Origin of the sequence: Catellatospora sichuanensis (genome assembly GCF_007483665.1) — a bacterium.
GTDB lineage: Bacteria > Actinomycetota > Actinomycetes > Mycobacteriales > Micromonosporaceae > Catellatospora > Catellatospora sichuanensis.
Genome location: NZ_VIQO01000031.1, coordinates 94,786 through 117,743, shown reverse-complemented (window position 1 = coordinate 117,743; position 22,958 = coordinate 94,786). Strand labels below are relative to the sequence as shown.

16 protein-coding genes and 1 pseudogene are annotated in these 22,958 nt (G+C 70.1%); 10 read left to right on the top strand and 7 right to left on the bottom strand.

The genetic code is table 11. The features are described 5' to 3' along the window. Positions 1-34: 34 nt before the first annotated feature. Both FLL47_RS35070 and FLL47_RS35065 read right to left on the bottom strand, forming a co-directional pair. Positions 35-1,321 carry an exo-beta-N-acetylmuramidase NamZ family protein gene (locus tag FLL47_RS35070; protein ID WP_144126952.1) on the bottom strand — a complete coding sequence of 429 codons (1,287 nt, stop codon included), beginning with the start codon at positions 1,319-1,321 and terminating at the stop codon, positions 35-37. A gap of 9 nt (positions 1,322-1,330) precedes the next feature. Beyond that, the gene (locus tag FLL47_RS35065) at positions 1,331-3,130 is read right to left on the bottom strand and encodes a glycoside hydrolase family 3 protein (protein ID WP_144126951.1); all 1,800 of its coding nucleotides are present in this window, start codon (positions 3,128-3,130) and stop codon (positions 1,331-1,333) included. 333 nt (positions 3,131-3,463) lie between these two features. Between FLL47_RS35065 and FLL47_RS35060 the strand changes: the two genes are divergently transcribed. Beyond that, the gene (locus FLL47_RS35060; RefSeq protein ID WP_144126950.1) at positions 3,464-4,861 is read left to right on the top strand and encodes an alpha,alpha-trehalose-phosphate synthase (UDP-forming); all 1,398 of its coding nucleotides are present in this window, start codon (positions 3,464-3,466) and stop codon (positions 4,859-4,861) included. 84 nt (positions 4,862-4,945) lie between these two features. Here FLL47_RS35060 and FLL47_RS35055 read toward each other — a convergent pair whose 3' ends face one another. Further along, positions 4,946-5,629, bottom strand: a complete 684-nt coding sequence (locus FLL47_RS35055) for a hypothetical protein (RefSeq protein WP_144126949.1) — start codon at positions 5,627-5,629, stop codon at positions 4,946-4,948. 166 nt (positions 5,630-5,795) lie between these two features. On the opposite strand from FLL47_RS35055, the gene FLL47_RS35050 reads away from it, so the two are divergent. Beyond that, positions 5,796-6,347 (top strand): PadR family transcriptional regulator, encoded by a 552-nt coding sequence (locus tag FLL47_RS35050; RefSeq protein ID WP_144126948.1) that lies wholly within the window; start codon positions 5,796-5,798, stop codon positions 6,345-6,347. A 22-nt stretch (positions 6,348-6,369) separates the two neighbouring features. After that, positions 6,370-8,082, top strand: coding sequence for an acyl-CoA dehydrogenase family protein (locus tag FLL47_RS35045; RefSeq protein WP_144126947.1), 1,713 nt, complete (start codon positions 6,370-6,372; stop codon positions 8,080-8,082). Between the two features lie 7 nt (positions 8,083-8,089). Here the strand turns inward: FLL47_RS35045 and FLL47_RS43295 are convergent, their stop codons facing one another. Next, positions 8,090-8,290: a hypothetical protein gene (locus FLL47_RS43295; protein ID WP_186316084.1), complete on the bottom strand. Its 201-nt coding sequence runs from the start codon at positions 8,288-8,290 to the stop codon at positions 8,090-8,092. Positions 8,291-8,489: 199 nt separating this feature from the next. On the opposite strand from FLL47_RS43295, the gene FLL47_RS35035 reads away from it, so the two are divergent. Both FLL47_RS35035 and rox read left to right on the top strand, forming a co-directional pair. Beyond that, the gene (locus FLL47_RS35035) at positions 8,490-8,804 is read left to right on the top strand and encodes a helix-turn-helix domain-containing protein (protein WP_144126946.1); all 315 of its coding nucleotides are present in this window, start codon (positions 8,490-8,492) and stop codon (positions 8,802-8,804) included. Between the two features lie 440 nt (positions 8,805-9,244). Further along, complete coding sequence (gene rox / locus FLL47_RS35030; RefSeq protein WP_222106345.1) at positions 9,245-10,669, top strand: rifampin monooxygenase; 1,425 nt, start codon at positions 9,245-9,247, stop codon at positions 10,667-10,669. 115 nt (positions 10,670-10,784) lie between these two features. Here rox and FLL47_RS35025 read toward each other — a convergent pair whose 3' ends face one another. The 3 genes and pseudogenes from FLL47_RS35025 to FLL47_RS35015 form a co-directional block, all read right to left on the bottom strand. Continuing rightward, positions 10,785-11,528 (bottom strand): hypothetical protein, encoded by a 744-nt coding sequence (locus FLL47_RS35025; protein WP_144126944.1) that lies wholly within the window; start codon positions 11,526-11,528, stop codon positions 10,785-10,787. Between the two features lie 1,305 nt (positions 11,529-12,833). Then, positions 12,834-13,292: pseudogene (locus FLL47_RS44410) on the bottom strand (SigE family RNA polymerase sigma factor); the annotation flags it as partial. 100 nt (positions 13,293-13,392) lie between these two features. After that, the gene (locus tag FLL47_RS35015; RefSeq protein WP_144126942.1) at positions 13,393-14,187 is read right to left on the bottom strand and encodes a class I SAM-dependent methyltransferase; all 795 of its coding nucleotides are present in this window, start codon (positions 14,185-14,187) and stop codon (positions 13,393-13,395) included. 222 nt (positions 14,188-14,409) lie between these two features. Between FLL47_RS35015 and htpG the strand changes: the two genes are divergently transcribed. The 5 genes from htpG (at position 14,410) to FLL47_RS34990 (ending at position 22,951) form a co-directional block, all read left to right on the top strand. After that, the gene (htpG, locus tag FLL47_RS35010) at positions 14,410-16,281 is read left to right on the top strand and encodes a molecular chaperone HtpG (RefSeq protein ID WP_144126941.1); all 1,872 of its coding nucleotides are present in this window, start codon (positions 14,410-14,412) and stop codon (positions 16,279-16,281) included. A gap of 124 nt (positions 16,282-16,405) precedes the next feature. Continuing rightward, positions 16,406-17,095 (top strand): DNA alkylation repair protein, encoded by a 690-nt coding sequence (locus FLL47_RS35005; protein WP_144126996.1) that lies wholly within the window; start codon positions 16,406-16,408, stop codon positions 17,093-17,095. Positions 17,096-17,216: 121 nt separating this feature from the next. Beyond that, positions 17,217-18,269 carry a LacI family DNA-binding transcriptional regulator gene (locus FLL47_RS35000; protein ID WP_144126940.1) on the top strand — a complete coding sequence of 351 codons (1,053 nt, stop codon included), beginning with the start codon at positions 17,217-17,219 and terminating at the stop codon, positions 18,267-18,269. A 277-nt stretch (positions 18,270-18,546) separates the two neighbouring features. After that, the gene (locus tag FLL47_RS34995) at positions 18,547-20,703 is read left to right on the top strand and encodes a carbohydrate-binding protein (protein WP_144126939.1); all 2,157 of its coding nucleotides are present in this window, start codon (positions 18,547-18,549) and stop codon (positions 20,701-20,703) included. 145 nt (positions 20,704-20,848) lie between these two features. Further along, positions 20,849-22,951 carry a glycoside hydrolase family 36 protein gene (locus FLL47_RS34990; RefSeq protein ID WP_144126938.1) on the top strand — a complete coding sequence of 701 codons (2,103 nt, stop codon included), beginning with the start codon at positions 20,849-20,851 and terminating at the stop codon, positions 22,949-22,951. Positions 22,952-22,958: the final 7 nt, after the last annotated feature.

The window sequence follows — 22,958 nt, the reverse complement described above, 5'->3', positions numbered from 1 at the left end:
CGGGTGCCGGCCCACCCCGCGACTGTCGCTCGGGTCAGTACAGCAGGTAGGGGCGCCGCCGCCGTTCGAATTCCGCCAGCTCCTGCGACCAGGCACCCACCACGTCGTCCACGTCCGCGCCCGCATCGATCATCGTGCGCAGCCGGGGCGAGCCGGTGAGCTTGTCGACCCAGTAGGGCCGGACCGGGTCGTAGGAGTCGGCCCGCCACGCGAACGCCGGATACTTCCGTGCCTCGACCAGCATCGCGACCGCGGTCCGGATCGGGTCGAACGCCGCCCGGTCCGTCACCTTGACCTCCACCCCCGCGCACAGCTTGTTGAGCAGCGGCGGGTGGTGCCCGGCGATCGTCGGCACGAAGTACGCCTCCCGGAACCGCACGCCGGGCAGGTCGCGGCCGTTGAGCCGGTCGGACCAGTGGTAGTCGAAGTCGGTGGCCAGGCCGCCGACCAGCTCGAACGGCCGGGTGGTCCCCCGGCCTTCGCTGATCGAGGAGACGCCTTCGAACAGGCCGGTGCCCGGGTAGGTCAGCGCGGTGTCCGGGGTGGGCATGTTGGGGCTGGGCATCACCCACGGCACGTCGGTGTCGGCGGCGAACATGTCCCGCTTCCAGTGGCGGCAGGCCACCACCTCCAGGTCGACCTGGCGTCCGGCTGCCTCGGGCAGGAACTCGGCGTTGAAGAACCGGGCGAGCTCGCCGACCGTCATGCCGTGCTGCTGGATGATCTCCTTCAGGCCGACGCCGGAGGTGAACTCCGGGGTCATCATCGGTCCGTAGGCCCGCCCGCCGATCGGGTTGGGCCGGTCGAGCACCACGTAGCGCAGGCCCAGCCGGGCTGCGGCGACCATCGAGGTGTACATGGTCCAGATGTAGGTGTAGAAGCGGACGCCGACGTCCTGGATGTCGAACACGACGGTCTCGACGCCGGCCCGGGTCATCAGCTCCTCCCACTTGGCCTGCGAGGCGCCGTAGGCGTCGTACACGGTGACGCCGGTGCGGGCGTCGATGCCGGTTCCTTCGCTGCCGCCGGCCTGCGCGGAGCCGCGGAAGCCGTGCTCGGGGCCGAACGCCGCGACCAGGTTCACCCGCCCGGACTCGTGGATGAGGTCGACCAGGTGGCGGTAGTCGGCGTCGACGCCGGTCGGGTTCGACACGACGCCGACCTTCTGCCCGGCGAGGGCGGCGAAGCGGTCGGCGACGAGCCGGTCCAGTCCGGTCTGGACGCGGCGCGGTTTCGGTGCGGCCTGGGCGGGCAGCGCGAGCGCGGTCGCGCCCAGTGCGCCGGCCGCGGCGGCGCCGGTGATGAGGTTTCTGCGTTGCAAGGTTTTCTCCTACCAGGTGAGGCCGTGGCCGGTGGGGTAGAGCGTGGTGGCGGGGTCGTTGGCGGCGACGATCGTGACCGGGAGCCGTCCGTGCGGCGAGAGGTCGCCGTGTAGTGCGCGGACCAGGGTGTTCATGGCGGCCGGGGTGAAGGTGTAGGTCGCCAGGTAGGTGGTCACGCCGGGCAGGTGGGCGATGTCGTACGGGTCGCGGACGGCGACGACGATCACGGGCTTGCCGGTGGCGACCAGTGCGGCGACGAGCTGCTGCTGGCTGGCGCGGGGGTCGCCGACGGCGGTGTCCCAGGCCTTGTTGACCAGTACGACGGTGAGGTCGTGCTGGGCTGCCTGGGTGGCGGCCGCCGCTATGGCCTGGGTCGCGGGCAGTGTCGCGGGCAGCGCGGTCGTGCGCGAGCCGCGGCCGGTGAAGCCGTCGGCGAGTCTGCCGATCGGGTTGAACGCGGCGTTGTTCCAGCCGGTGACCAGCACGGACCGGTCGGTGCCGGACAGCGGCAGCAGCCCGGTGTCGTTGCGGACGGCGGTGAGCGTCTGGTCGGTGACCTGCGTGACCGCTGCCAGGTGGGCGGCGGCGCCGACCGACGCGACGGCTGCGTCGACGTCGACGTACGGCGACCCGGACAGGCCCTGGCGGTATTTGACGGACAGGATCCGGCGCACCGATTCGTCGATGCGGCGCTCGGTCAGCTCGCCGCCGCGGACGGCCTGGAGCACGGCGTCGTAGGCCAGGGCGAGGTTCGGCGGCATCAGCAGCTGGTCGGCGCCGGCCTTCAGGGCGAGGACCGGCACTCGGGCGTCGCCGTACTTGGCCCGGACGCCGGCCATGTTGAGCGCGTCGGTGACGACCACGCCTGTGAAGCCGAACTCCTGGCGCAGCACTCCGGTGAGGATGGTCGGCGACAGGGTGGCGGGATCGCCGGAGGGGTCGAGCGCGGGCACGACGATGTGCGCCGTCATGATCGAGTCGATGCCGGCGGCGATCGCCGCGCGGAAGGCGGGTGCGTCGATGCGCTCCCACTGCTCCCGGGTGTGGCTGATGACCGGCAGGCCGGTGTGGCTGTCGGTGGCGGTGTCGCCGTGGCCGGGGAAGTGCTTGGCGACGGCGGTCACTCCGGCGCCCTGCTCGAAGCCTGCCACCTGCGCCGCGGTCAGGCCGGCGACCTGGTCGGGGTCGGCGCCGAAGGACCGGACCCCGATGACCGGGTTGGCCGGGTTGACGTTGACGTCGGCGACCGGTGCGTACGGCTGGCGGATGCCGACCGCGCGCAGTTCGCGTCCGGTGACCTCGGCGGCCAGGTGGGCGGCGGTGGTGGAGCGCGCCGCGCCCAGTGCCATCGAACCGGGGAACTGTGCCGAGGGTGCGGGCATCCGCTGCACCACGCCCTGTTCCTGGTCGGTGGAGATGAGCAGCGGCACCTCGCCTTTGCGGCCGGTGCCGAGCGCGGCGGTCTGCAGCCCGTTGGACAGCGTCGCGATCTGCCGTACGTTGTCGAGGTTGTGCGACCAGGCGAAGTAGACGACGCCGCCGAGGTGGAACCTGTCCACGACCTCCGCGGGGGTCTCGACGCCGAAGGCCGCCAGGTTCGCGGCTCGGTCGGCTGGGGCGGGATCGGTGGCGTCGGCACCGTAGACATAGGTGCTGAAGAGCTGGCCGACCTTCTGCTCGAGACTCATGTGCCGCAGCGTCGAGGTCACCCAGCCGTGTTCGGCGGCGGGCGGATGAGCGGGCTGAGCTGGGGCGGGACCGGGGATGGCGACCGCCAGGGCCGCGACGGCGGCGACGAAGTTCCTCATCGACGACCTCCTTGGGAGAGTTGTTCGATTACGTGAAAGTTAGCTACGTAGTAGAGCAAGGTCAAGAAGCTAATCTTCAAAACTTTGGTATGCGCCGCCATGCAGGCATCGGAGCTGCTGAATTCGTCTGTCCACTGTGTATGCTCGGCCAGGGGTGGACGCCGATTGATCGAGCCTTACGACCACCGCGCGGATGCTGGCACGAGTGAAGGACGTGCCTTCCCGTAATCGCAGCGTAACTTTGGGTTGATACAAGTTCGCGTGACCTGGTCAATGCCGCACAGTCACACGAACCGTCGTCATATCCGCGAAAGCCCAGAAAGGGAGCACCCGATGCGGGACGCCTCACTGGTCGTGGTCGCCAGCCGCCTGCCCATCAACGACGCCGCCGCCTCCGAAGGCGTCTTCGAGTGGCGCCGCAGCCCCGGCGGCCTCGGCGAAGCCCTGCACCCCGTGCTGATCAACACCCCGGCGACCTGGATCGGCTGGGCGGGCAAACCCGGCCCCACCCCACCACTGCCCGACGTCGACGGCGTACACCTGATCCCGGTGGAACTGACCGACTCCGACGTCCGCGACCACTACGAAGGCTTCGCCAACTCGACGCTGTGGCCGCTCTACCACGACGCCGTCGAGCCCGCAGTACACCACCGCCGCTGGTGGGAGGCCTACCAGCGGGTCAACCAGCGCTACGCCGACCACACCGCCCGCGTCGCCGCCCACGGCGCCGTCGTCTGGGTGCAGGACTACCACCTGCAACTCATGCCCGCGATGCTGCGCGCCCAACGGCCCGACCTGCGCATCGGCTTCTTCCTGCACGTGCCGTTCCCGCCCCCGGAACTGTTCATGCAGCTGCCACGCCGCACCGAACTGCTACGCGGCATGCTCGGCGCCGACCTGATCGGATTCCAGCGCACCCAGGCCGTCCACAACTTCCACCAGCTCGCCGCGAAGGTCCTCGACACCACCGTCGACGAGCGCGGCGTACAGGTCGACGGCCGCGTCGTGTACACCGGAGCGTTCCCGGTGTCGATCGACACCGCCGAGATGGAAGCGCTGGCCAGCCACGACGAGGTTGTGGAAAAGGCCGCCAAGCTGCGCGCCGACCTCGGCGGCCCCCGGCGGGTGATCCTCAGCGTGGACCGGCTCGACTACACCAAGGGCATCGAGCACCGGCTCAAGGCATACCGCGAGCTGCTGGCCGACGGCAGGCTCAAAGTGCCCGAGACGGTGCTGGTGCAGGTCGCGATCCCGAGCCGGGAACGCGTCGAGCAGTACCGGCTGCTGCGCGACCGGGTCGAGCGCGAGGTCGGCCGGATCAACGGCGACTTCGGCCGCCTCGGCGTCGCCGCGGTGCACTACCTGAGCCAGGTCTTCGACCGCACCGAGCTGGCCGCGCTCTACCGCGCCGCCGACGTCATGGCGGTCACCCCGCTGCGCGACGGCATGAACCTGGTCGCCAAGGAGTACGTCGCCGCCCGGGTCGACGGGTGCGGGGCACTGCTGCTCAGCGAATTCGCCGGGGCCGCCGCGGAACTGACGCAGGCCTACCTGGTCAACCCGCACGACGTGGAGGGCCTCAAGGACACCCTCGTCGAGGCGCTCGAGGCGGACCCGACCGAGCCGACTGCCCAGATGGCGGCCATGCGGGCGCACGTACGCGACCACGACATCCAGGCCTGGGCCCGGTCGTATCTGACCGCGCTGGAGGCGGCCTGCGCCGGTCGGTGACGGCCCGGCCGGTCCGGCACATCGCGACCGCGGCTGCCGGCGACCCTCGTCGTCGCGAGGCGATCCTGACGGTCCGACGAAACGTCAGGCGTCCGGACGCGGCCGAATCACGCCCGCCGCCACCTGTGACGAGTGCCGTGCCGCCTTGGCCCGCAGGTTCTCCTCCTCCGCTGCGACGCCCTCGTCGGCGTATCCCATCCACCCGCAGCTGCTGTCGCCGCATACCGCCACCAGGAAGCGGCCACCCGGCCCATCGCCCGGGTCCGCTTCGACGATCTCGACCAGGTGGTCGGTTCGCGGCAGCGACGCCCGCTGCCTGTTGAGCCGGGCCTGCTCACCGACCCAGCCGGCCTTGTCCCGGTATCTCGGCGGCACGAGCCGGTGCGGGCGGTTGAACGCGTTCATCACCCACTGCAGCACCGTCAACGGCAAGGCGGCCGCCAGCAGCAATGCCGCCACCGCGAAGAACACGGCCATCAGCACGACCGCTGCCGGCGGGTCGTCGGACGAACTCCCGTCATCGAAACCGAGAATTCCGTATACGAGCAGTCCACCGCCGACAGCGGCGAAGCCGCCGTACCACGCGGTCACCGCCAGCAGCCCGCTCAGGTAACTGCGCGGGAAGATCGAGAAAAGGCGGAGATGTCTGATCGGCGACCGGCGCTCACCACGCCAGACCGCGGGCAGGGCGCGCCACAGCGAGACGAGGTAGGGCGGCAAGCCCAGCACAGCGACCGCGCTGACGACGAAGACCAACACGTTCTCCACCCGCGGCAAGGTAGGCCGTCGCCGCCAGCGGCTCGCGCACAGTCATCCCCGACGATCCGCGAGGTATGCCCCGGCCGCTCTGTCCCGAAGGCCACCATCGCGGGCTGCTCGCGAGATCCGACTGGCGCAGTTGATATGCAACTAGTTTCATAGCATGATGGCCGGCGTGGCCCTCGAACACGCGATCCTCGTCTCGCTGCTGGAGCAGCCCGGGTCCGGCTACGAGCTGGCCCGGCGCTTCGACCGCTCCATCGGCCGGTTCTGGACCGCCACCCACCAGCAGATCTACCGCGTCCTCAAACGCATGGAGACGGACGCCTGGGTCACCGCCGAGGAGATCGACCAGGACGGCCGCCCTGACAAGCGCCGCTACTCCGTGGCCACACCCGGCCGGGCAGCGCTGACCACCTGGCTGCGCGAACCGGTCCAGCCGGAGACCGTCCGCCACGAACTCGCCGTCAAGATCCGCGGCGCGGCGTTCGACGACGCCGCCGGCCGGGCGGCGCTGATCAGCGAGGTCGAACGCTACCGCGCCGACCACGAGACCACCCTGAGCCGTTACCTGGCCGGCGAACAGCGCGACTTCCCCGACGCCGCCGAACTCGACGACGGACAGCGACTGCAGCACGTCGTGCTGCGCGGCGGCATCGACTACGAGCGCATGGTCCTGGCCTGGCTCGACGACGTCCTCGACACCCTGCACAACCTCAGCCGCTGAACACCGGAAAAGGAAGATCACCATGGCTAACCCGTTGCTGCTGAACCCGCGCACCTACGACCCCGCACACCTCGACGACGACACCCGCAGACTGCTGCGCGCCACCGTCGACTTCTTCGAGAACCGCGGCAAGAAGACGCTCGTCGACAGCTACAACGACCGCACCTGGTACGCCGACTTCCTCGACTTCGTCGCCAAGGAAGGCCTGTTCGCGACGTTCCTGACCCCGGCCGCCGACGGCACCGGCACCCGCTGGGACACCGCCCGCAACGCCGCCCTCAGCGAGATCCTCGCCTTCTACGGCCTCGGCTACTGGTACACCTGGCAGGTGACCGTCCTGGGGCTGGGCCCGGTATGGCAGAGCACCAACCCGACCGCCCGCGCCCGCGCCGCCCAGCTGCTCGCCGACGGCCACGTCATGGCGTTCGGCCTGTCCGAGCGCACCCACGGCGCCGACATCTACTCCACCGACATGATCCTCACCCCGGACGGTGCCGGCGGATTCCGGGCCACCGGCGGCAAGTACTACATCGGCAACGGCAACGTCGCCGGACTCGTCTCCGTGTTCGGCCGCCGCGCCGACGTCGAAGGACCCGACGGCTACGTCTTCTTCGCCGCCGACAGCCGCCACCCCGCCTACCACCTGGTCAAGAACGTGGTGAGCGGGCAGATGTACGTCAGCGAGTTCCGGCTCGACGACTACCCGGTACGCGAGCAGGACGTGCTGCACACCGGCAAGGCCGCGTTCGACGCCGCGCTCAACACCGTCAACGTCGGCAAGTTCAACCTGTGCACCGCCTCCATCGGCATCTGCGAGCACGCGATGTACGAGGCGGTCACCCACGCGCACCGGCGGGTGCTCTACGGCAAGAAGGTCACAGACTTCCCGCACGTGCGCCGCGAGCTCACCGACGCGTACGCCCGGCTGGTCGCGATGAAGCTGTTCAGCGACCGCGCCGTCGACTACTTCCGGACCGCGGGCCCCGACGACCGGCGGTACCTGCTGTTCAACCCGATGACGAAGATGAAGGTCACCACCGAGGGCGAGCGGGTCGTCGACCTGCTGTGGGACGTGATCGCCGCGAAGGGCTTCGAGGCCGACACCTACTTCGACAAGGCCGCCAAGGACATCCGGGGCCTGCCGAAGCTCGAGGGCACCGTGCACGTCAATCTCGCGCTGATTCTCAAGTTCATGCCGAACTACCTGTTCAACCCGGCCGGGTTCGCGCCCGTGCCGACCCGGCAGGACGCCGCCGACGACGAGTTCCTCTTCCAGCAGGGGCCCGCCCGCGGCCTGGGGGCGATCCGGTTCCACGACTGGCGCGGCCCTTACGACAAGTACGCCGACCTCGCCAACGTCGCGGTGTTCCGGGAGCAGGCCGACGGACTGTGCGCACTGCTTCAGGCCCACGCCCCGGACGAGGATCAGCAGCGTGACCTGGACTTCCTGCTGACCATCGGGCAGCTCTTCGCGCTGGTCGTGTACGGGCAGCTGATCCTGGAACAGGCCGAGCTGACCGGCCTGGACCGCGACCTGCTCGACGAGATCTTCGCCGTCCTCGTCGGAGACTTCTCCGCATACGCCACCGAACTGCACGGCAAGGCCGCCACCACCGACGCGCAGGCCGCCTGGGCCGTGGCGCAGCTACGCCGCCCGGTCCGGGACGTCTCGCGCACCGCCGCCGTGTGGGCGCAGGTCGAAGCGCTCTGCGGGGCGTACGAGATGCAGCCGTAGGCGATGTCTAAGGAGGACGTCGCCGATGGTCACCTCGGCCCGGTGGGCGCACGTCACCGATCTCCACGGTCCAGAGCAGGTCGGTGACCTGTTCGAGCGCCTTGGCGAGGTGCCGGTCGTAGGTGCTCAGCGGCAGGTCGAGGACCTCGGCGGCGGCCTCCTGGGTGGGCGCGGCGCGTACGTAGGTGCGGTGCGGGACGGCCCGCATCTGCTCACCTTGGGCTCGTCGCCGAGCCGGATCACGGCGTCTTCAATCGTGGCCCGCAGCCGGGCGACGTCCGGTCCGGACGCCGTGACCGCGAGCGCGGAACCAATGAGAAGGTTGCCGCAAAGCCGGTCTCGCGCGGCCGTGGCGATCATCGTCGGAGGTATAGCCTGAGCTATAGTTGCGCGGGTGGGCAGGGTTTATGACTGAATTCCAGGACTGGGACAATGTGCGGGCAGAGCTGCACGACGGCGACGATCCCGCCCTCGAGGCCGAACGAGCACGAACTCTCGCCTGGGTGCATGCCTACCACCTCGCTGAGGAGCGACGTCGGCTTGGTCTCACGCAGCGCGACGTGGCGCGGCTGATGAACGTCACGCCCGGACGGGTGAGCCAGATCGAAAACGGTGACCTGGACGCCAACGAAGTCGCGACGCTGGCCCGTTATGCGCAGGCGTTGGGCGCCCGGATGCGCATCATCTTCGACTACGGCGACGATCTTCGTCAGATTGCGTAGTCGGTCACGGCCGACGCCATTGCGCTAGGCGTCGAACGGGACGGTCAAGCGGCGCCGTAACGGGACCAGCCGGGCCGCCGCGCCGGACTCGCCCTGCAACCGCACGGGCCCGTTCGGAGTCGTGATCACGTAACTGGGAAAGGGCTGGACGGGATGATGCGCAGGCTTGTAGCTTGCAGTCGAACGTGACACCGCCCGAGGAGGTGAGACCCATGAACGCTGTATCGATGTGGGTGCTCCCTCTTCCGTCACGGTCGGGCGATTGATGTAGGTGTCGCCGGGAGCGCCTCGCCAACAGGCACTCCCGAAAGGCAACACCCATGCACTCTCCTCAGTTCACCACCGAGCCGTCGTCGACCGATACGATCGAGCGCGACTCCACCGTGGGCGACGTACCCGGACTCCCATCGACGGCCTCCGGCACCGACCGCGCGCCCCTCATGTTCGACGTGATCATTGCCGGGTGCGGGCCGACCGGTGCGATGCTGGCCGCCGAACTGCGGCTGCACGATGTGCGGGTACTCGTCCTGGAGAAGGAAACCGAGCCCGCGTCGTTCGTCCGCATAGTCGGCCTGCATATCCGCAGTCTCGAGCTGATGGCGATGCGCGGGCTGCTGGAGCGCATTCTCGAACACGGAAGAAAGCGTCCGGCCGGCGGCTTCTTCTCCGCCATCGACAAACCCGCGCCCGAGGGCCTGGATTCCGCGCACGCCTATCTGCTGGGCATCCCGCAGCCGGTCATCGTTCACCTGCTCGAAGAACACGCGATCGAACTGGGTGCGCAGGTCCGGCGCGGTGGTGCGGTGGCCCGTTTCGAGCAGGACGACGAGGGTGTGACCGTCGAACTGGCCGACGGGCAACGGCTGCGTTCGCGTTATCTCGTCGGCTGTGACGGCGGGCGCAGTACGGTGCGCAAACTGCTCGGCGTCGGCTTCCCCGGCGAGCCCTCGCGGACCGAGACGCTGATGGGCGGGATGGAAGTGGGTGTGCCGCAGGAGGAGATCGCCGCCAAGGTGGCCGAAATCGGCGTGACCGACAAGCGGTTCAGCCTCAGGCCCTTCGGCGAAGGGGTCTATCAAGTCATCATCCCCGTCGCGGGAGTCAGCGATCGTGCGGAACCGCCCACCCTCGACGATTTCAAACAACAGTTGCGCGCCGTCGCCGGAACCGATTTCGGCGTGCACTCCCCGCGCTGGTTGTCCCGCTTCGGGGATGCCACACGGCTGGCCGAACGTTATCGGGTCGGGCGGGTGCTGCTGGCCGGCGATGCGGCACACATCCATCCACCCATCGGCGGACAGGGCCTCAACCTGGGCGTTCAGGACGCATTCAACCTCGGCTGGAAACTGGCCGCACAGATCCGCAGCTGGGCGCCGGAAGCACTGCTGGACACCTACCAGGCCGAACGTCATCCGGTCGCCGCGGACGTGCTGGACAACACCCGCGCCCAGATGGAACTGGCGTCCACCGGACCGGGCCCGCAGGCCGTGCGCAGGCTGCTCACCGAACTGATGGACTTCGACGAGGTGAACCGCCATCTGATCGAGAAGATCACCGCGATCGGCGTCCGCTACGACTTCGGCGCAGGCCCCGACCTGCTCGGCCGCCGCCTGCGCGACATCGACGTGAAACAGGGCAGCCTCTACGGTCTGCTGCATCGCGGCCGCGGCCTGCTGCTGGACCGCACCGAACGCCTGACCGTCGACGGCTGGTCGGACCGTGTCGATTACCTCGGGGACCCCACCGCGGTACTGGATGCTCCGTGCATCCTGCTACGCCCCGACGGCCACGTCGCCTGGATCGGCGACGACCAGCAGGACCTGGACGACCACCTCGCCCGCTGGTTCGGCAAGCCCGCCGACTAATTTCGCCTGAGCAACCGAAACACCTGTCTCGTCGGGTCATCGGCACCTGCGCGATCATCGGATATCCCCGACGCGCGGCTGGGCGGCGTCCTGCACCGGGAGGAGTTCACTGGCGTCACGTGCGGTCGCCGGAGGGAGAGGAGAACGGCATCCGCTGCTCGACGTGGGAACGCAGGACGAGGTCGTCCATCGTGTCCATCAGCCACAGGTCGGCCGGGGTGACGGGCACCTGGATGCGGGCCTGGTACCGGCGGACCAGTTCGCGCAGTGCCATGTAGTCCTCGCCGTGGATGTCGTCGGTCAGCTGCAGGTAACCGGCGAGCAGCGGGCGGTGCTCGGCTGTCAGCCAGGCCCGCACCGCCTCCAGCTGCCGTGCCGAGGCGGCGTCGGCGGCCTGCACCGGCAGGTAGATGCGCCCGGTGTTGAACCGTCCCAGCCATGGACCGCGGACGACCAGGTTGACCGCGGTGAGCGGCTCGTCAGGCAGCTCCGTGTTCGGGCCGAGGTCCGGTGCCAGCGTCGTATGCACCAGGTCGGCGCGCAGCCGCAGGCCGGGCCACCAGATGGCGGGCCCGAGCGCGCCGCGCAGGTCGTCGATGAACGCGGCGAAGTCGGCGTCGGCGCGCAGGGCGGCGTCGTCGACGGGGATGATCGCGGATCTGATCGGCGGCCAGTACTCCGCGGGCGACAGGTCGTCGCCCGCCAGCGGAGGCCGTGTGGCCTCGTGCAGCAGGGGTAGGTGTCGCCGCCGGTAGTGGTCGTCGAGGCGGAGTATGTCGTTGTCGTCCCAGTCGAACTGCGCTCCCTGCACGTCCAGGTTGGCGAGCGGGTCCAGCAGCGGGTGGGGCGTCGCGGTCACGGGCGGCCTCTCCGGGTGGCGGACCCGTCAGCTTATGTCCAGCGACCGGCGACGCTCCCGACCCACTGCGACGGCGGACGTGTCGAAAGTCGTCCGCCGTCTATGGACGTGGGGTCGGTTCCGGGCGGTTGGGAAGGACACCTTCCGCTTCGAAACGAGGAGAAGGTGTCCTTCCTTGCGGGGTCACGCGATATTGAGGAGGCATCCGGGCAGGTGGTAGATGCCGTCGTAGAAGCGCAGGTCGAGGCTGGCCAGGTCGGTCGCACCGCCCGGCACGGTCTGGCGCAGCACGCGTTCGTTGCGCCACAGCATGGCCTCGCCCTGTAGGCAGGGAATCGACAGGGACGCGTCCGGCCCGGCCCGGTCGCCGATGTCCAGCCGCCGCAGCGGGGTGCCGTCGCGCAGCGAGAACTCGATGAAGACCACCCCGTACGCGGCGCCCCGGGTGTCGGCCTGGACCGCGATCACGTCGTCGTGCACCTGGTACAGCCGTGGGGTCGCGTTCACCCGGATGGTCTCACCGGGGCGCAGCAGCGCGCCGACGTCCACGGTCAACTGCCGTGGCGTGCCCGTGCCTGGGTCGGTGACGGTCAGCGGGAAGGACTGGGCGGTGAGGGTGCGGTCGTCGTCGGTGCGCAGCAGCGTGCCGTCGTCGAGCACGGTCAGGGGCTCGTTCCAGCCGGTGACGAGCGTCATCTCGCGGGAGGTGCCGTCGGCCGGGGTGTGCACGAAGGGCAGGGCCGGGAAGTTGTCCGCCAGCAGTACGTGCCGGCCGGACCGGGACCAGGCTCGCACCTCGCCGGGCAGGCGCCGTTGCGTGGTGCCGGTCAGGTCCCGCAGGACGGTGCTGGACTGCCGGTCGGACCAGCTCAGCCAGCGGCCGTCGGGTGAGAGCCGCGTGTATCGCACCTGCGGCTGCAGGCGCAGCCGGTACCAGCCGGACTCGGCGGCGATATGGAGTTCGACGCCGTCGGCGGTCGACTGCGACCGGACCAGCGACGCCCGGCCGACGCCGCGGTCGGCGGGCAGGTCGGGCAGCGCCGCGCCGGCGGCCGGCAGCCTGCTCGGCAGGGTCGGGACGATGCCGAGACCGACCGGGGCAGGCGAGACGCTCGGCGACGGGGTCAGTGGCGGCGGCGGTGTCGTGGGGCCGCGCAGTGCGTACACGGTGATGCCCAGTACCACCGGCAGCAGTGCGAGCGCGGCGGCCGTGACCACCCGGCGGGCCCGCCGGGTCCGGGCCTTGGTGAGTGCGGCGTCCGCGTCGGCGTACTGGCCGGCCTGCTCGGCGAACAGCGGCAGCGCGCGGCGCAGGTGGCCGAGGGCCACGTGGGTCTGGCTCTTGACGGTGCCGATCGAGCAGCCCATGGCGGTCGCGGTCTCGGCCTCGGAGAGGTCTTCGTAGAAGCGCAGCACCACGACGGTGCGCTGGCGCGGTGTCAGGGTGTCCAGCGCCTGCCCGAGCGCGAGCCGGTCGACGATCTGATGCGGTTCGTCGGGCCCGGCCCGTTCGGGCACCTGCGCGACCGGGCGTGCCGGGCGTCGCCGCCACCACGTGATCCGCTCGTTGATCATGATGCGGCGTACGTACGCCTCGGGCTGGCCGTGCTCCACGATCTGCCGCCACCGTGCCGCCGCCTTGGCCAGCGCGGTCTGCACCAGATCCTCGGCGGCATGGTGCTCACCCGTGAGCAGGTATGCCGTGCGCGACAGGGCACCACCCCGCGCGACGACGAAATCGTGAAAGCCGTCGTACCTGTCCATCCGTCACCTCCGCCACCAACACGCGGCAGGCCGCCGGCGGGTTGGGGATTCGCGCACCGATTTTCGGCCCGGCGCGCGGATCATAAGAGGTCGGTGATGCTCACGCGGGTTTGCGGCCGGACCAGATACCCGTGACGCGCCGCAGGACACGATCGCCGGCCGGGAGCTCCAGCACCCGACGGTGGAACTCGCGGTGGTGCTCTTCCGGCAGGTCCTCGATGAACGCGCGGTAGCCGTGGCTCATCGCCCACCGCCACAGCGTCGCGTTGTCCCGGAACTCGATGCGGACCTCGGCCTGGTCCTCACGCAGATCCACGAATCCGGCCTCTTCGAGCAGGACGGCGGCGTCGACCGGGCGGCCCATGCCCCCGTTCGGGGGCAGGTGGACCGCGAACTCCTGGAACAGGGCGTCCAGGCGTCGGCCGAGCGGAAACGCGTCGGGGTCCGGCTGCACACCCCGGTCGTAGTTGCTCGTGCGGGCGCTGCCGCCGGTGAACACGAAGCGGCCGCCGGGCGCCAGGACCCGATACGCCTCGGCTACTCCGGCCGCGGGATCGTCGAGGACGTGGATGACGAAGGAAGAGACTGCGAGATCGAAGCTGTCTGAAGGAAGGTCCAGGGCCTGCACGTCCATGACGTATGCGCGAGCCGCGGGAAAGTCGGCGGCCAGGTGTTCGACCATCGCCGGTGACGCGTCGACGGCCGTCACGGCACAGCCCCGGGTCAGCGCCGGGGCGGTCAGCGCGCCCCGTCCGCAGCCCAGGTCGAGCAACCGGCAGCCGCCGGGCGGATCGAGCACATCCACGATGGCCCTGCCGAACTCGGCGAAGAACGGAGCCACCTGGTCATAGTCCGCGGCGACACGCTCGAACAGCTTCCACGCCGATTCGTTCACAGCGGACGAGTCTCATGACGTTCAGGGGCCCGCGCAACGCATTTTCTGATGCCCGAGCCGTCACCGGGAAGGGCGGCGTCGATGCCTTCGGGTCGGGCAGATCCCACCGAGCAGGCACGCCAAGCCGTGTTCGCGCACTGGAACCCGAGTTGCCGGGCCGGTTGCACTGATGCTAAATCTGCATTGGCACTCCGGTACGGCGAGTGCTTATGCAGAAGGGGGATGCCGTTGAGCCAGGTCGAGACGTTCGAGTTCCAGGCGGAGGCGCAGCAGCTGCTGCAGCTGGTGATCCACTCCATCTACTCGAACAAGGACGTGTTCCTGCGAGAACTCGTCTCCAACGCCTCCGACGCCCTCGACAAGCTGCGGCTGGAGTCGCTGATCGACAAGGAGCTCCACGCCGACACCAGCGACCTTTTCATCGAGCTGGCCGTCGACCGCGAGCAGCGCACCCTGACCGTCTGCGACAACGGCATCGGCATGACGCGCGCTCAGGTCGTCGACCTGATCGGCACGATCGCGCGGTCGGGCACCGCTGAGTTCGTCAGCCGCTGGCAGCAGGCCAAGCACGACGGCACGGCCGAGCTCATCGGCAAGTTCGGCATCGGGTTCTACTCCAGCTTCATGGTGGCCGACCGGGTCGTCATGGTGACCCGCCGCGCGGGCGAGACCGAAGGCACCCGCTGGGAGTCGACCGGCTCGGACACGTACGAGATCTCCACCGTCGCCGACGTGGCGCCAGGCACCACCATCACGCTGCACCTCAAGGCCGCCGACGAGGACAGCGCCCTGTTCGACTACGCCGACCCGGCGGTGCTGCGGCGCATCGTCAAACGCTATTCAGACTTCATCGCCTGGCCGATTCGGATGCGCACGCCGCAGGCCGAGGGGACCGAGACCGTCAACTCGATGAAGGCACTGTGGTCCCGGTCCGCCGCCGAGATCAAGCCCGAGGAGTACACCGAGTTCTACCGGCACGTCAGCCACGACTGGACCGACCCGCTGGAGACGATCCATCTGCGGGCCGAGGGCACGCTGGAGTTCGACGCGCTGCTGTTCCTGCCGGCCAACGCCCCCCACGACCTGTTCTCGCAGGGCACTCGGCGCGGAGTCCAGCTCTACATCAAGCGCGTATTCATCATGGACGACTGCGAGGCGCTGCTGCCGGAGTACCTGCGCTTCGTCAAGGGCGTCGTCGACTCCGCCGACCTGTCACTCAACGTCTCTCGGGAGATCCTGCAGCAGGACCGCCAGATCCAGGTCATCCGCCGCCGCCTGGTCAAGAAGGTGCTCGGCACGCTCAAGGACATGCTCGCCAAGGACCCGGAGCGCTACGCGGGCTTCTGGCGCGAGTTCGGCAAGGCCGTCAAGGAGGGCCTGGTCAACGATCCGGACAACCGGGCGGCGATCCTCGACGTGGTGCAGTTGGCGTCCACGCATGACCCGGCCCGGCCGACCACGCTGCGCGATTATGTCGAGCGGATGAAGGCCGACCAGACCGAGATCTACTACCTGCTCGGCGAGCAGCGGGCCACGCTGGAGAACTCGCCGCATCTGGAGGCGTTCGCCGCCAACGGCATCGAGGTGCTGCTGCTGCACGACGCGGTCGACGCGGTGTGGGTGGACCTGGTCGGCGACTACGACGGCAGATCATTCACCTCGGCCAGCCGGGGCGAGGTCGACCTCAAGGCCGCGGACGAGCAGGAGCCGGCGGCGGAGGAGTTCGCCGCGCTGCTGAGCTGGATGGGCGCGCGGCTGGCAGAGAAGGTCAAGGACGTGCGGCTCAGCACTCGGCTGACCACCTCTGCGGCGTGCCTGGTGTCCGACGCCTTCGACGCCTCGCCCTCGCTGGAGAAACTCTACCGGGCGATGGGCCAGGACCTGCCGAAGGCCAAACGCATCCTCGAGTTGAACCCGCAGCATCCGCTGGTGGAGAAGCTGCGCGCGGCCCATGCCGAGCGGGGAGACGACGACGCGCTGGCCGAGACGGCCGAGTTCCTCCACGTCATGGCGGTCCTGGCCGAGGGCGGGGAGCTCGACGACCCGGCAGGTTTCACCCGGCGGCTGGCCGACCGGCTATCGCGCAGCCTCTGAGTCCAGACCGGCGCGGGTGGGTTCACCCCACCCGCGCCGACCACGGCCTTGGGCGGAGCCGCGCTGCGGGATTCGGACCTACTAACCTCGGACTCAACGTTTGCTGGTGGAGGGGTGGGCCGAGATGGCAGGGACGGCGCTGACCGAGACGACGGTGGCCGAGGTCATGGCCGAGCTGGCCGCGATCGAGGACGCGAAGACGCGCGAGGTGAACGAGAAACACGGCGACGATCACGGTGTGAACCTCGGCAAGCTGCGTGCGCTCGCGAAGCGGCTGAAGACGCAGCAGGATCTCGCGCGCCGGCTCTGGCAGACCGATGACAGCGCGGCGAGGCTGCTGGCGATGCTGATCTGCCGCCCGAAGGCGTTCGAACGTGACGAGTTGGACGTCATGCTGCGCCAGGCGCGCACGCCGAAGGTGCACGACTGGCTGGTGAACTACGTGGTGAAGAAGAACCCGCACGCCGAGGAGCTGCGCGTGGCCTGGTCCGCCGATCCGGATCCGGTGGTCGCGAGCGCCGGCTGGGCGCTGACCACCGAACGGGTGGCCAAGCAGCCCGAGGGCCTGGACCTCGCGGGACTGCTGGACGTCATCGAGGCGCAGATGAAGGACGCCCCGGACCGGCTGCAGTGGGCGATGAACCACTGCCTGGCGCAGATCGGGATCGAGCACGCCGGGTACCGCGCCCGTGCCATCGACATCGGCGAGCGCCTGGAGGTGCTCAAGGACTACCCGACCTCCCCGGGCTGCACGTCTCCGTTCGCGCCCATCTGGATCACCGAGCTGGTGCGCCGCCAGGATCTTCCCGGATGACCGGGGTGGGTCGTCGGCTGGGCGACGCGCGGCCAGGTGAGGGATAGCCGGCGGATCATCCTGCGGTTCGGCCGGCCACGGCAGGTTTGACCGAGCGCGTGTGACCGGTCACGATAGCGTGATGATCCGTAAGACCGCAGGTGGGCCGTCGACGGCGGTACGGCGCGCGGCGCCCAGCATCCGTGACGTCGCCGCGGCCGCGGGAGTGTCTTATCAGACCGTCTCCCGGGTGCTCAACGGTTCGCCGAGCGTACGGGCCGACACCCGTACCGCCGTGCTGGAGGCGATCGAGACGATGGGGTTCCGGCCCAACCGCTCGGCGCGGGCGCTGGGGCTGGGCCGGGCGCGGGCGGTCACCGTGGTCACGTCCGACACGATGCTCTACGGCTACGCGAGCACCCTGCAGGGCATCGAGGAGGCGGCGCGGGCGGCCGGGTTCGCGGTCGGGGTCCGGGTGATCGAGTCCGACTCGGCCGACGACGTGCGCCAGGCGGCCGACTACGTCGCCGATCCGAGCGCGGGCGCGGTGGTGGTCATCGCGTTCGACCCCGCCGGTGCGAAGGTGCTGGCCGCGCTGGACGACGACGTGCCGGCGGTGGCGGCGATCGAGGCGTCCGGGCGGCGCGACACCGGCCGGGTCGTGATCTGCCTGGACGAGCGGGTGGCCGCAGCGCAGGCCACCGAGCACCTGCTGGCGCTGGGGCACCGGACGGTGCACCACGTGGCGATCCCGTCCGAGGACGGGAGCAGCGGCCGCCAGGCGGGGTGGCGTGACGCGCTGGTGCGCGCGGGCGCGCCCATCCCGGCGGTGGTGCCGGCCGGGTGGGACATGGCTGCGGCGTACGCGGCGGGCCGCCGCCTGGCCGAGGATCCGCTGGTCACGGCGGTGCTGTGCGGCAACGACGATCTGGCGCTCGGGGTGCGGCGGGCGCTGTACGAGCAGGGCCGTGACGTGCCCGGTGAGGTGAGCGTCGTCGGGTTCGACGACATCCCGGGTTCGGCGTACTGGACGCCGGCGTTGACGACGGTGCGGATGGACTTCACCGGCCTGGGCCGGGCGTGCTTCGAGGCGGCGGTCGCGCAGCTGGCGGGCGGGCCCCAGCCGGAGGTGTCGCTGACGGCGCCGTGCCTGGTCGTGCGCGAGTCGACGGCGCCACCGCGCACGAAGCCGTAGCCCGTACGTAACAGTCCGGTAACGACACTGGCGCGACGTGATGTGACCGGTCACACTCTTTTCCACAGAGAGAATGTGACCGGTCACATCGGAGGTCCCGCCGCCCGGCGAATCCTCCACCCGACCGGAAACGGCCAGCTCGTGACACCCCTCAAGGCAAAAGCCGGGGCCGTCGCGGGCGTGCCGTTCCGGCCCGGCGTGCACCGGTCAGCAGCCACGGCGCAGCCGGCCCCGCCGACCGACGGCGGGACCGGATCAGTTCGCTAGGAGGAACTCCATGCTGTCCAGACGCACATGGTCCATCGCCGTCGCGGCGACCGTCACGGCGAGCCTGCTCTCCGCCGCCCCCGCCCGCAGCGCCTCGCCACAGCTGGTCGTCGACCTGGCCACCAACACCGGCCCGCTGCGCTACGGCGCGACCGGGTTCCTCTACGGGCTCGGCGACGACGGCATCCCGAACGACACCATGCTCGCGGCGCTGCGGCCGCAGGTCACCGCACAGAAGGCACCCGACGGGCTGCAGCACCCCAACGGCGACGCGCTCAAGATCGCGCCGCTGTTCAAGCGCACCGGCGGCAAGGACATCCAGGTTTACATGCAGGACGTCTACGGCCAGTGGCCGTACGAGAACCTGGGCATCAACGACTACCTGGCCAAGGTCGACACGATGACCCGCAAGATCGTCGCCGACCCGTACCGCACCTCGTACGTGTACGTGCCGTTCAACGAGCCCAACCTCATGTGGTACTCGGGCAACCTCGCCGGTTTGCAGAACGACTGGAAGCTGGTCTACCAGAAGATCCGCTCGATCGACCCCGGGGCACGGATCGCAGGGCCGGGTTACTCCAGCTACCACGCCGCGGACTATCGAGCGTTCATGACCTGGGCGAAGAACAACAACGTGCTGCCCGACGTCACGGTGTGGCACGAACTCGGCAACGACTTCTTCACCGGCTGGTACAGCCACTACAACGACTACCGGTCCATCGAGTCCAGCCTCGGCATCAGCGCCCGCCCGATCTCGATCAACGAGTACGGCCGCTCGTCCGGTGACCTCGGCGTGCCGGGCAACCTGGTGCAGTTCATGACCCGGTTCGAAAACAGCAAGGTCGACGGCTGCCTGGCCTACTGGACCTCGGCCGGCACGCTCAACGACCTGGTGACCCGCAACAACCAGGCCACCGGCGGCTGGTGGCTGTACAAGTGGTACGGCGAGCTGACCGGCAACACCGTCGTGGTCACCCCGCCGACGCAGAACGGGTCCCTGCAGGGCCTGGCCGCCCTCGACCCGGCGAAGAAGCAGGCCCGGGTCGTCTTCGGCGGCGCGCCGAGCGTGAACGACACCTACGCCGCCGACGTCGTCGTCAAGGGCCTCGGTTCGGCGTCCTACCTGGGCACGACCGTGCACGCGACGGTGTGGGGCGTCAACACCTCCGGCCTGAACGCCTCACCGGGCCCGTACCTGGTGAAGGAGGGCGACTACGTCTCCTCCGGCGGGCAGATCACGATCCCGCTGACCGGTCTCAACGGGGCGGCCGCCTACCACGTGGTCGTCACCCCGAACACCGACCTGTCGGCGGCCTCGGCCACCCGCTACGAGGCCGAGTACGCCCGCACCGCGGGCAGCGCCACCATCACCTACGGGGCCAACACCGGCTACTCCGGCACGTACTTCGTCGAGGGCTACGGCGCCAGCAGCAACGCCAGCACCCAGTTCGTGGTGACCGCGCCGAGCAACGGCTACTACAACCTCGGCCTGCGCTACGCCGCCGGGCCCTACACCGGCGCGCCGACTGCGAGGTCGGTCCGGATGAACGTCAACGGCTCGACGCTGACCACCCTGGCGCTGCCGGGCACCGCCAACTGGAACACGTGGAACACCGTCACCACGAAGGTGTTCCTGCCCGCCGGCGTGAACCGGATCAACATCGACGCCTACACCGGCGACAACGCCGACGCGGTCAACATCGACTACCTCGACGTCACCGCGACGACCGGCACGATCACCAACTACGAGGCCGAGAGCAGCGCCAACACCCGCGGCGGCACCGCGGCGGTGGCGTCCAACAGCAGCGCGTCGGGCGGCTCCATCGTCGGTTACATCGGCAACGGCGCGGCCAACACGCTGCAGTTCAACAACGTCAACGCCCCGGCCGCGGGCAAGTACCGGGTGGTCGTCAGCTACGCCAACGGCGAGCTGGGCCCGGGTGCGTCCAACTACAACACCAACGTCGTCGACCGGTACGCCGACATCAGCGTCAACGGCGGCGCGACCAGGCGCGTCTACTTCCGCAACACGCTGGGCTGGTCGAACTTCTGGACCACCACCGTCGACGTGGACCTGGCCGCCGGCAACAACACCATCAGGTTCGCCAACAGCAGCCGGTACGCACCGGACCTGGACCGCATCCAGGTCGCCGCCGCGATCGGCTGACCCACGATCGGCCTCCGCGTCGCGTCACCGCCGCGGCGCGGAGGCACCCCCGGCCCTCACCGAGCCGGAAGAACATCGCCGCACGCGACACCGTCGGTGAACCATGCCCCGGCACCGCAGGGGCGTTTAGTGAGGAGAGACGTTCATGCCGATCGACACCGCCGAACTCGTCCGGTGGGGCCACGCCGCCCTGACCGTGCTGGTGGACGTGTCGCCGCACGAGCCGGTACGGCTGCGCACGCTGTCGTGCGGCCCGGCGGCGCCGAGCACGCCCGAGCTCAACCAGCCGCTGGTCGAGCTGCTCGTGGCGGGTTCCGGGCGGGCCCAGACCTCGCAGCGGCTCAACGACACGGCCGTCGGCCGCCGGCTGCGCCACGTCGGCAGTGTCCAGTCGGTCGACGGGAGCTGGCACCAGCTGCGCCTGGACCTGCGCGACGAGCAGAGCGGCCTGTCCGCCGCGGTGTTCCTGCGGTCCAGGGACGGGGTCAGCGCCTGCCAGACGTGGACGACGGTCACCAACGACGGCACCGCGCCGGTGCTGCTGCAGGCCGTGACGTCGTTCGCCGCCGGGTTCAGCGGGGGACCCGTCGACGACCTCGACGTGCTGTCGGCCGACAGCGAATGGCTGGCCGAGGGCCGCTGGACGCGGCGGGCGCTGCGCGAGTCCGCGGCCGTCGACCTGAACCTGGGCCTGCACGGCCAGGACGGCCGCGGCCGGCTCGCCGTCACCAGCGGCGGCACCTGGTCCACCGGCCGGCACCTGCCCACTGCGGGGCTGACCGACCGGGTCACCGGGCACACCTGGCTGTGGCAGATCGAGCACAACGGGGCCTGGCGGTGGGAGATCGGCGAGCGCCTGGCCGGGGCGTACGTCGCGCTGCTCGGCCCCACCGATCCCGACCACCAGTGGCTGGAGACCCTGCAACCGGGGGAGTCGTTCACGACCGTGCCGGTGTCGGTCGCGGTGTCCGACGGCGGTCTGGACGGTGCGGTGCAGGCGTTGACGGCGCACCGGCGGGCCCTGGTCCGCCCGGACCTGACGGGGGTCGGGCGGCCGGTGGTGTTCAACGACTACATGAACACCCTCATGGGCGACCCGACCACCGCGAAGCTGCTGCCGCTGATCGACGCCGCCGCGCAGGTCGGCGCGGACGTGTTCTGCGTCGACGCCGGCTGGTACGACGACGGCGGGGCCTGGTGGGACAGCGTCGGGCAGTGGCTGCCGTCGACGGTCCGGTTCCCCGGCGGCATCGGCGAGGTCCTGGACCGCATCCGCGAACGCGGCATGGTGCCGGGGCTGTGGCTGGAACCCGAGGTCATCGGCGTACGCAGCGTGATGGCCGACCGGCTGCCCGCGGCCGCGTTCCTGCAGCGCGGCGGCGTCCGCCTGGTCGAGCACGGCCGCTACCACCTCGACCTGCGCCACCCTGCGGCCGTGGCGCACCTCGACGAGGTCGTCGACCGGCTCGTCGGCATGGGCGTGGGCTACCTGAAGCTGGACTACAACATCGACCCCGGCCCCGGCACCGACCTGGCCGCGGACAGCGTCGGCAGCGGCCTGCTCGGCCACAACCGGGCCCACCTGGCATGGCTGGACGGCGTCCTGGACCGGCACCCGCACCTGATCCTGGAGAACTGCGCGTCCGGGGCGATGCGCATGGACTACGCGCTGCTGTCCCGGCTGCACCTGCAGTCGACCAGCGACCAGCAGGACTACCTGCGCTACCCGCCGATCGCGGTCGCCGCGCCCATGTCGATGCTGCCCGAACAAGCCGCGAACTGGGCCTACCCGCAGCCCGACATGACCGACGAGCAGATCGCGTTCACCCTGTGCACCGGACTGGCCGGGCGGCTGTACCTGTCAGGCGACCTCGCCGCGATGACCGAGCACCAGCGTGCCGCGGTGGCCGCCGCCGTGCAGGCCCACCACCTCGTACGCGACGACCTCGACACCGCCGTCGCGCACTGGCCGCTGGGCCTGCCCGCCTGGACCGACCCCTGGCTCAGCCTCGCCCTCACCACGGCCGACACCACCTGGCTGACCGTGTGGCGACGACCCGGCGCGAGCACCGACACCGCCCTGCACCTGCCCCATCTGGCCGGACGTGACGTCGACGTCGACGTGATCTACCCTCGCGACCTCGACCCATGGACGAGCCGATGGGACGCCGTCACCGCCACCCTGCACCTGGAAAGCCGCACCCCGACCCCGACCGCGCGGATGTTCCGCATCCGCGCACACCAGTAGGCGTCCC

Excerpts from the sequence above, each read along its gene's own strand:
- FLL47_RS34990 (WP_144126938.1), top strand. The coding sequence starts at position 20,849 with ATGCCGATCGACACCGCCGAACTCGTCCGGTGGGGCCACGCCGCCCTG.
- FLL47_RS35045 (WP_144126947.1), top strand. The coding sequence starts at position 6,370 with ATGGCTAACCCGTTGCTGCTGAACCCGCGCACCTACGACCCCGCACAC.
- FLL47_RS35060 (WP_144126950.1), top strand. The coding sequence starts at position 3,464 with ATGCGGGACGCCTCACTGGTCGTGGTCGCCAGCCGCCTGCCCATCAAC.
- FLL47_RS35035 (WP_144126946.1), top strand. The coding sequence starts at position 8,490 with ATGACTGAATTCCAGGACTGGGACAATGTGCGGGCAGAGCTGCACGAC.
- FLL47_RS43295 (WP_186316084.1), bottom strand. The coding sequence starts at position 8,290 with ATGCGGGCCGTCCCGCACCGCACCTACGTACGCGCCGCGCCCACCCAG.
- rox (WP_222106345.1), top strand. The coding sequence starts at position 9,245 with ATGTTCGACGTGATCATTGCCGGGTGCGGGCCGACCGGTGCGATGCTG.
- htpG (WP_144126941.1), top strand. The coding sequence starts at position 14,410 with ATGCCGTTGAGCCAGGTCGAGACGTTCGAGTTCCAGGCGGAGGCGCAG.
- FLL47_RS35000 (WP_144126940.1), top strand. The coding sequence starts at position 17,217 with ATGATCCGTAAGACCGCAGGTGGGCCGTCGACGGCGGTACGGCGCGCG.
- FLL47_RS35065 (WP_144126951.1), bottom strand. The coding sequence starts at position 3,130 with ATGAGGAACTTCGTCGCCGCCGTCGCGGCCCTGGCGGTCGCCATCCCC.
- FLL47_RS35005 (WP_144126996.1), top strand. The coding sequence starts at position 16,406 with ATGGCAGGGACGGCGCTGACCGAGACGACGGTGGCCGAGGTCATGGCC.
- FLL47_RS34995 (WP_144126939.1), top strand. The coding sequence starts at position 18,547 with ATGCTGTCCAGACGCACATGGTCCATCGCCGTCGCGGCGACCGTCACG.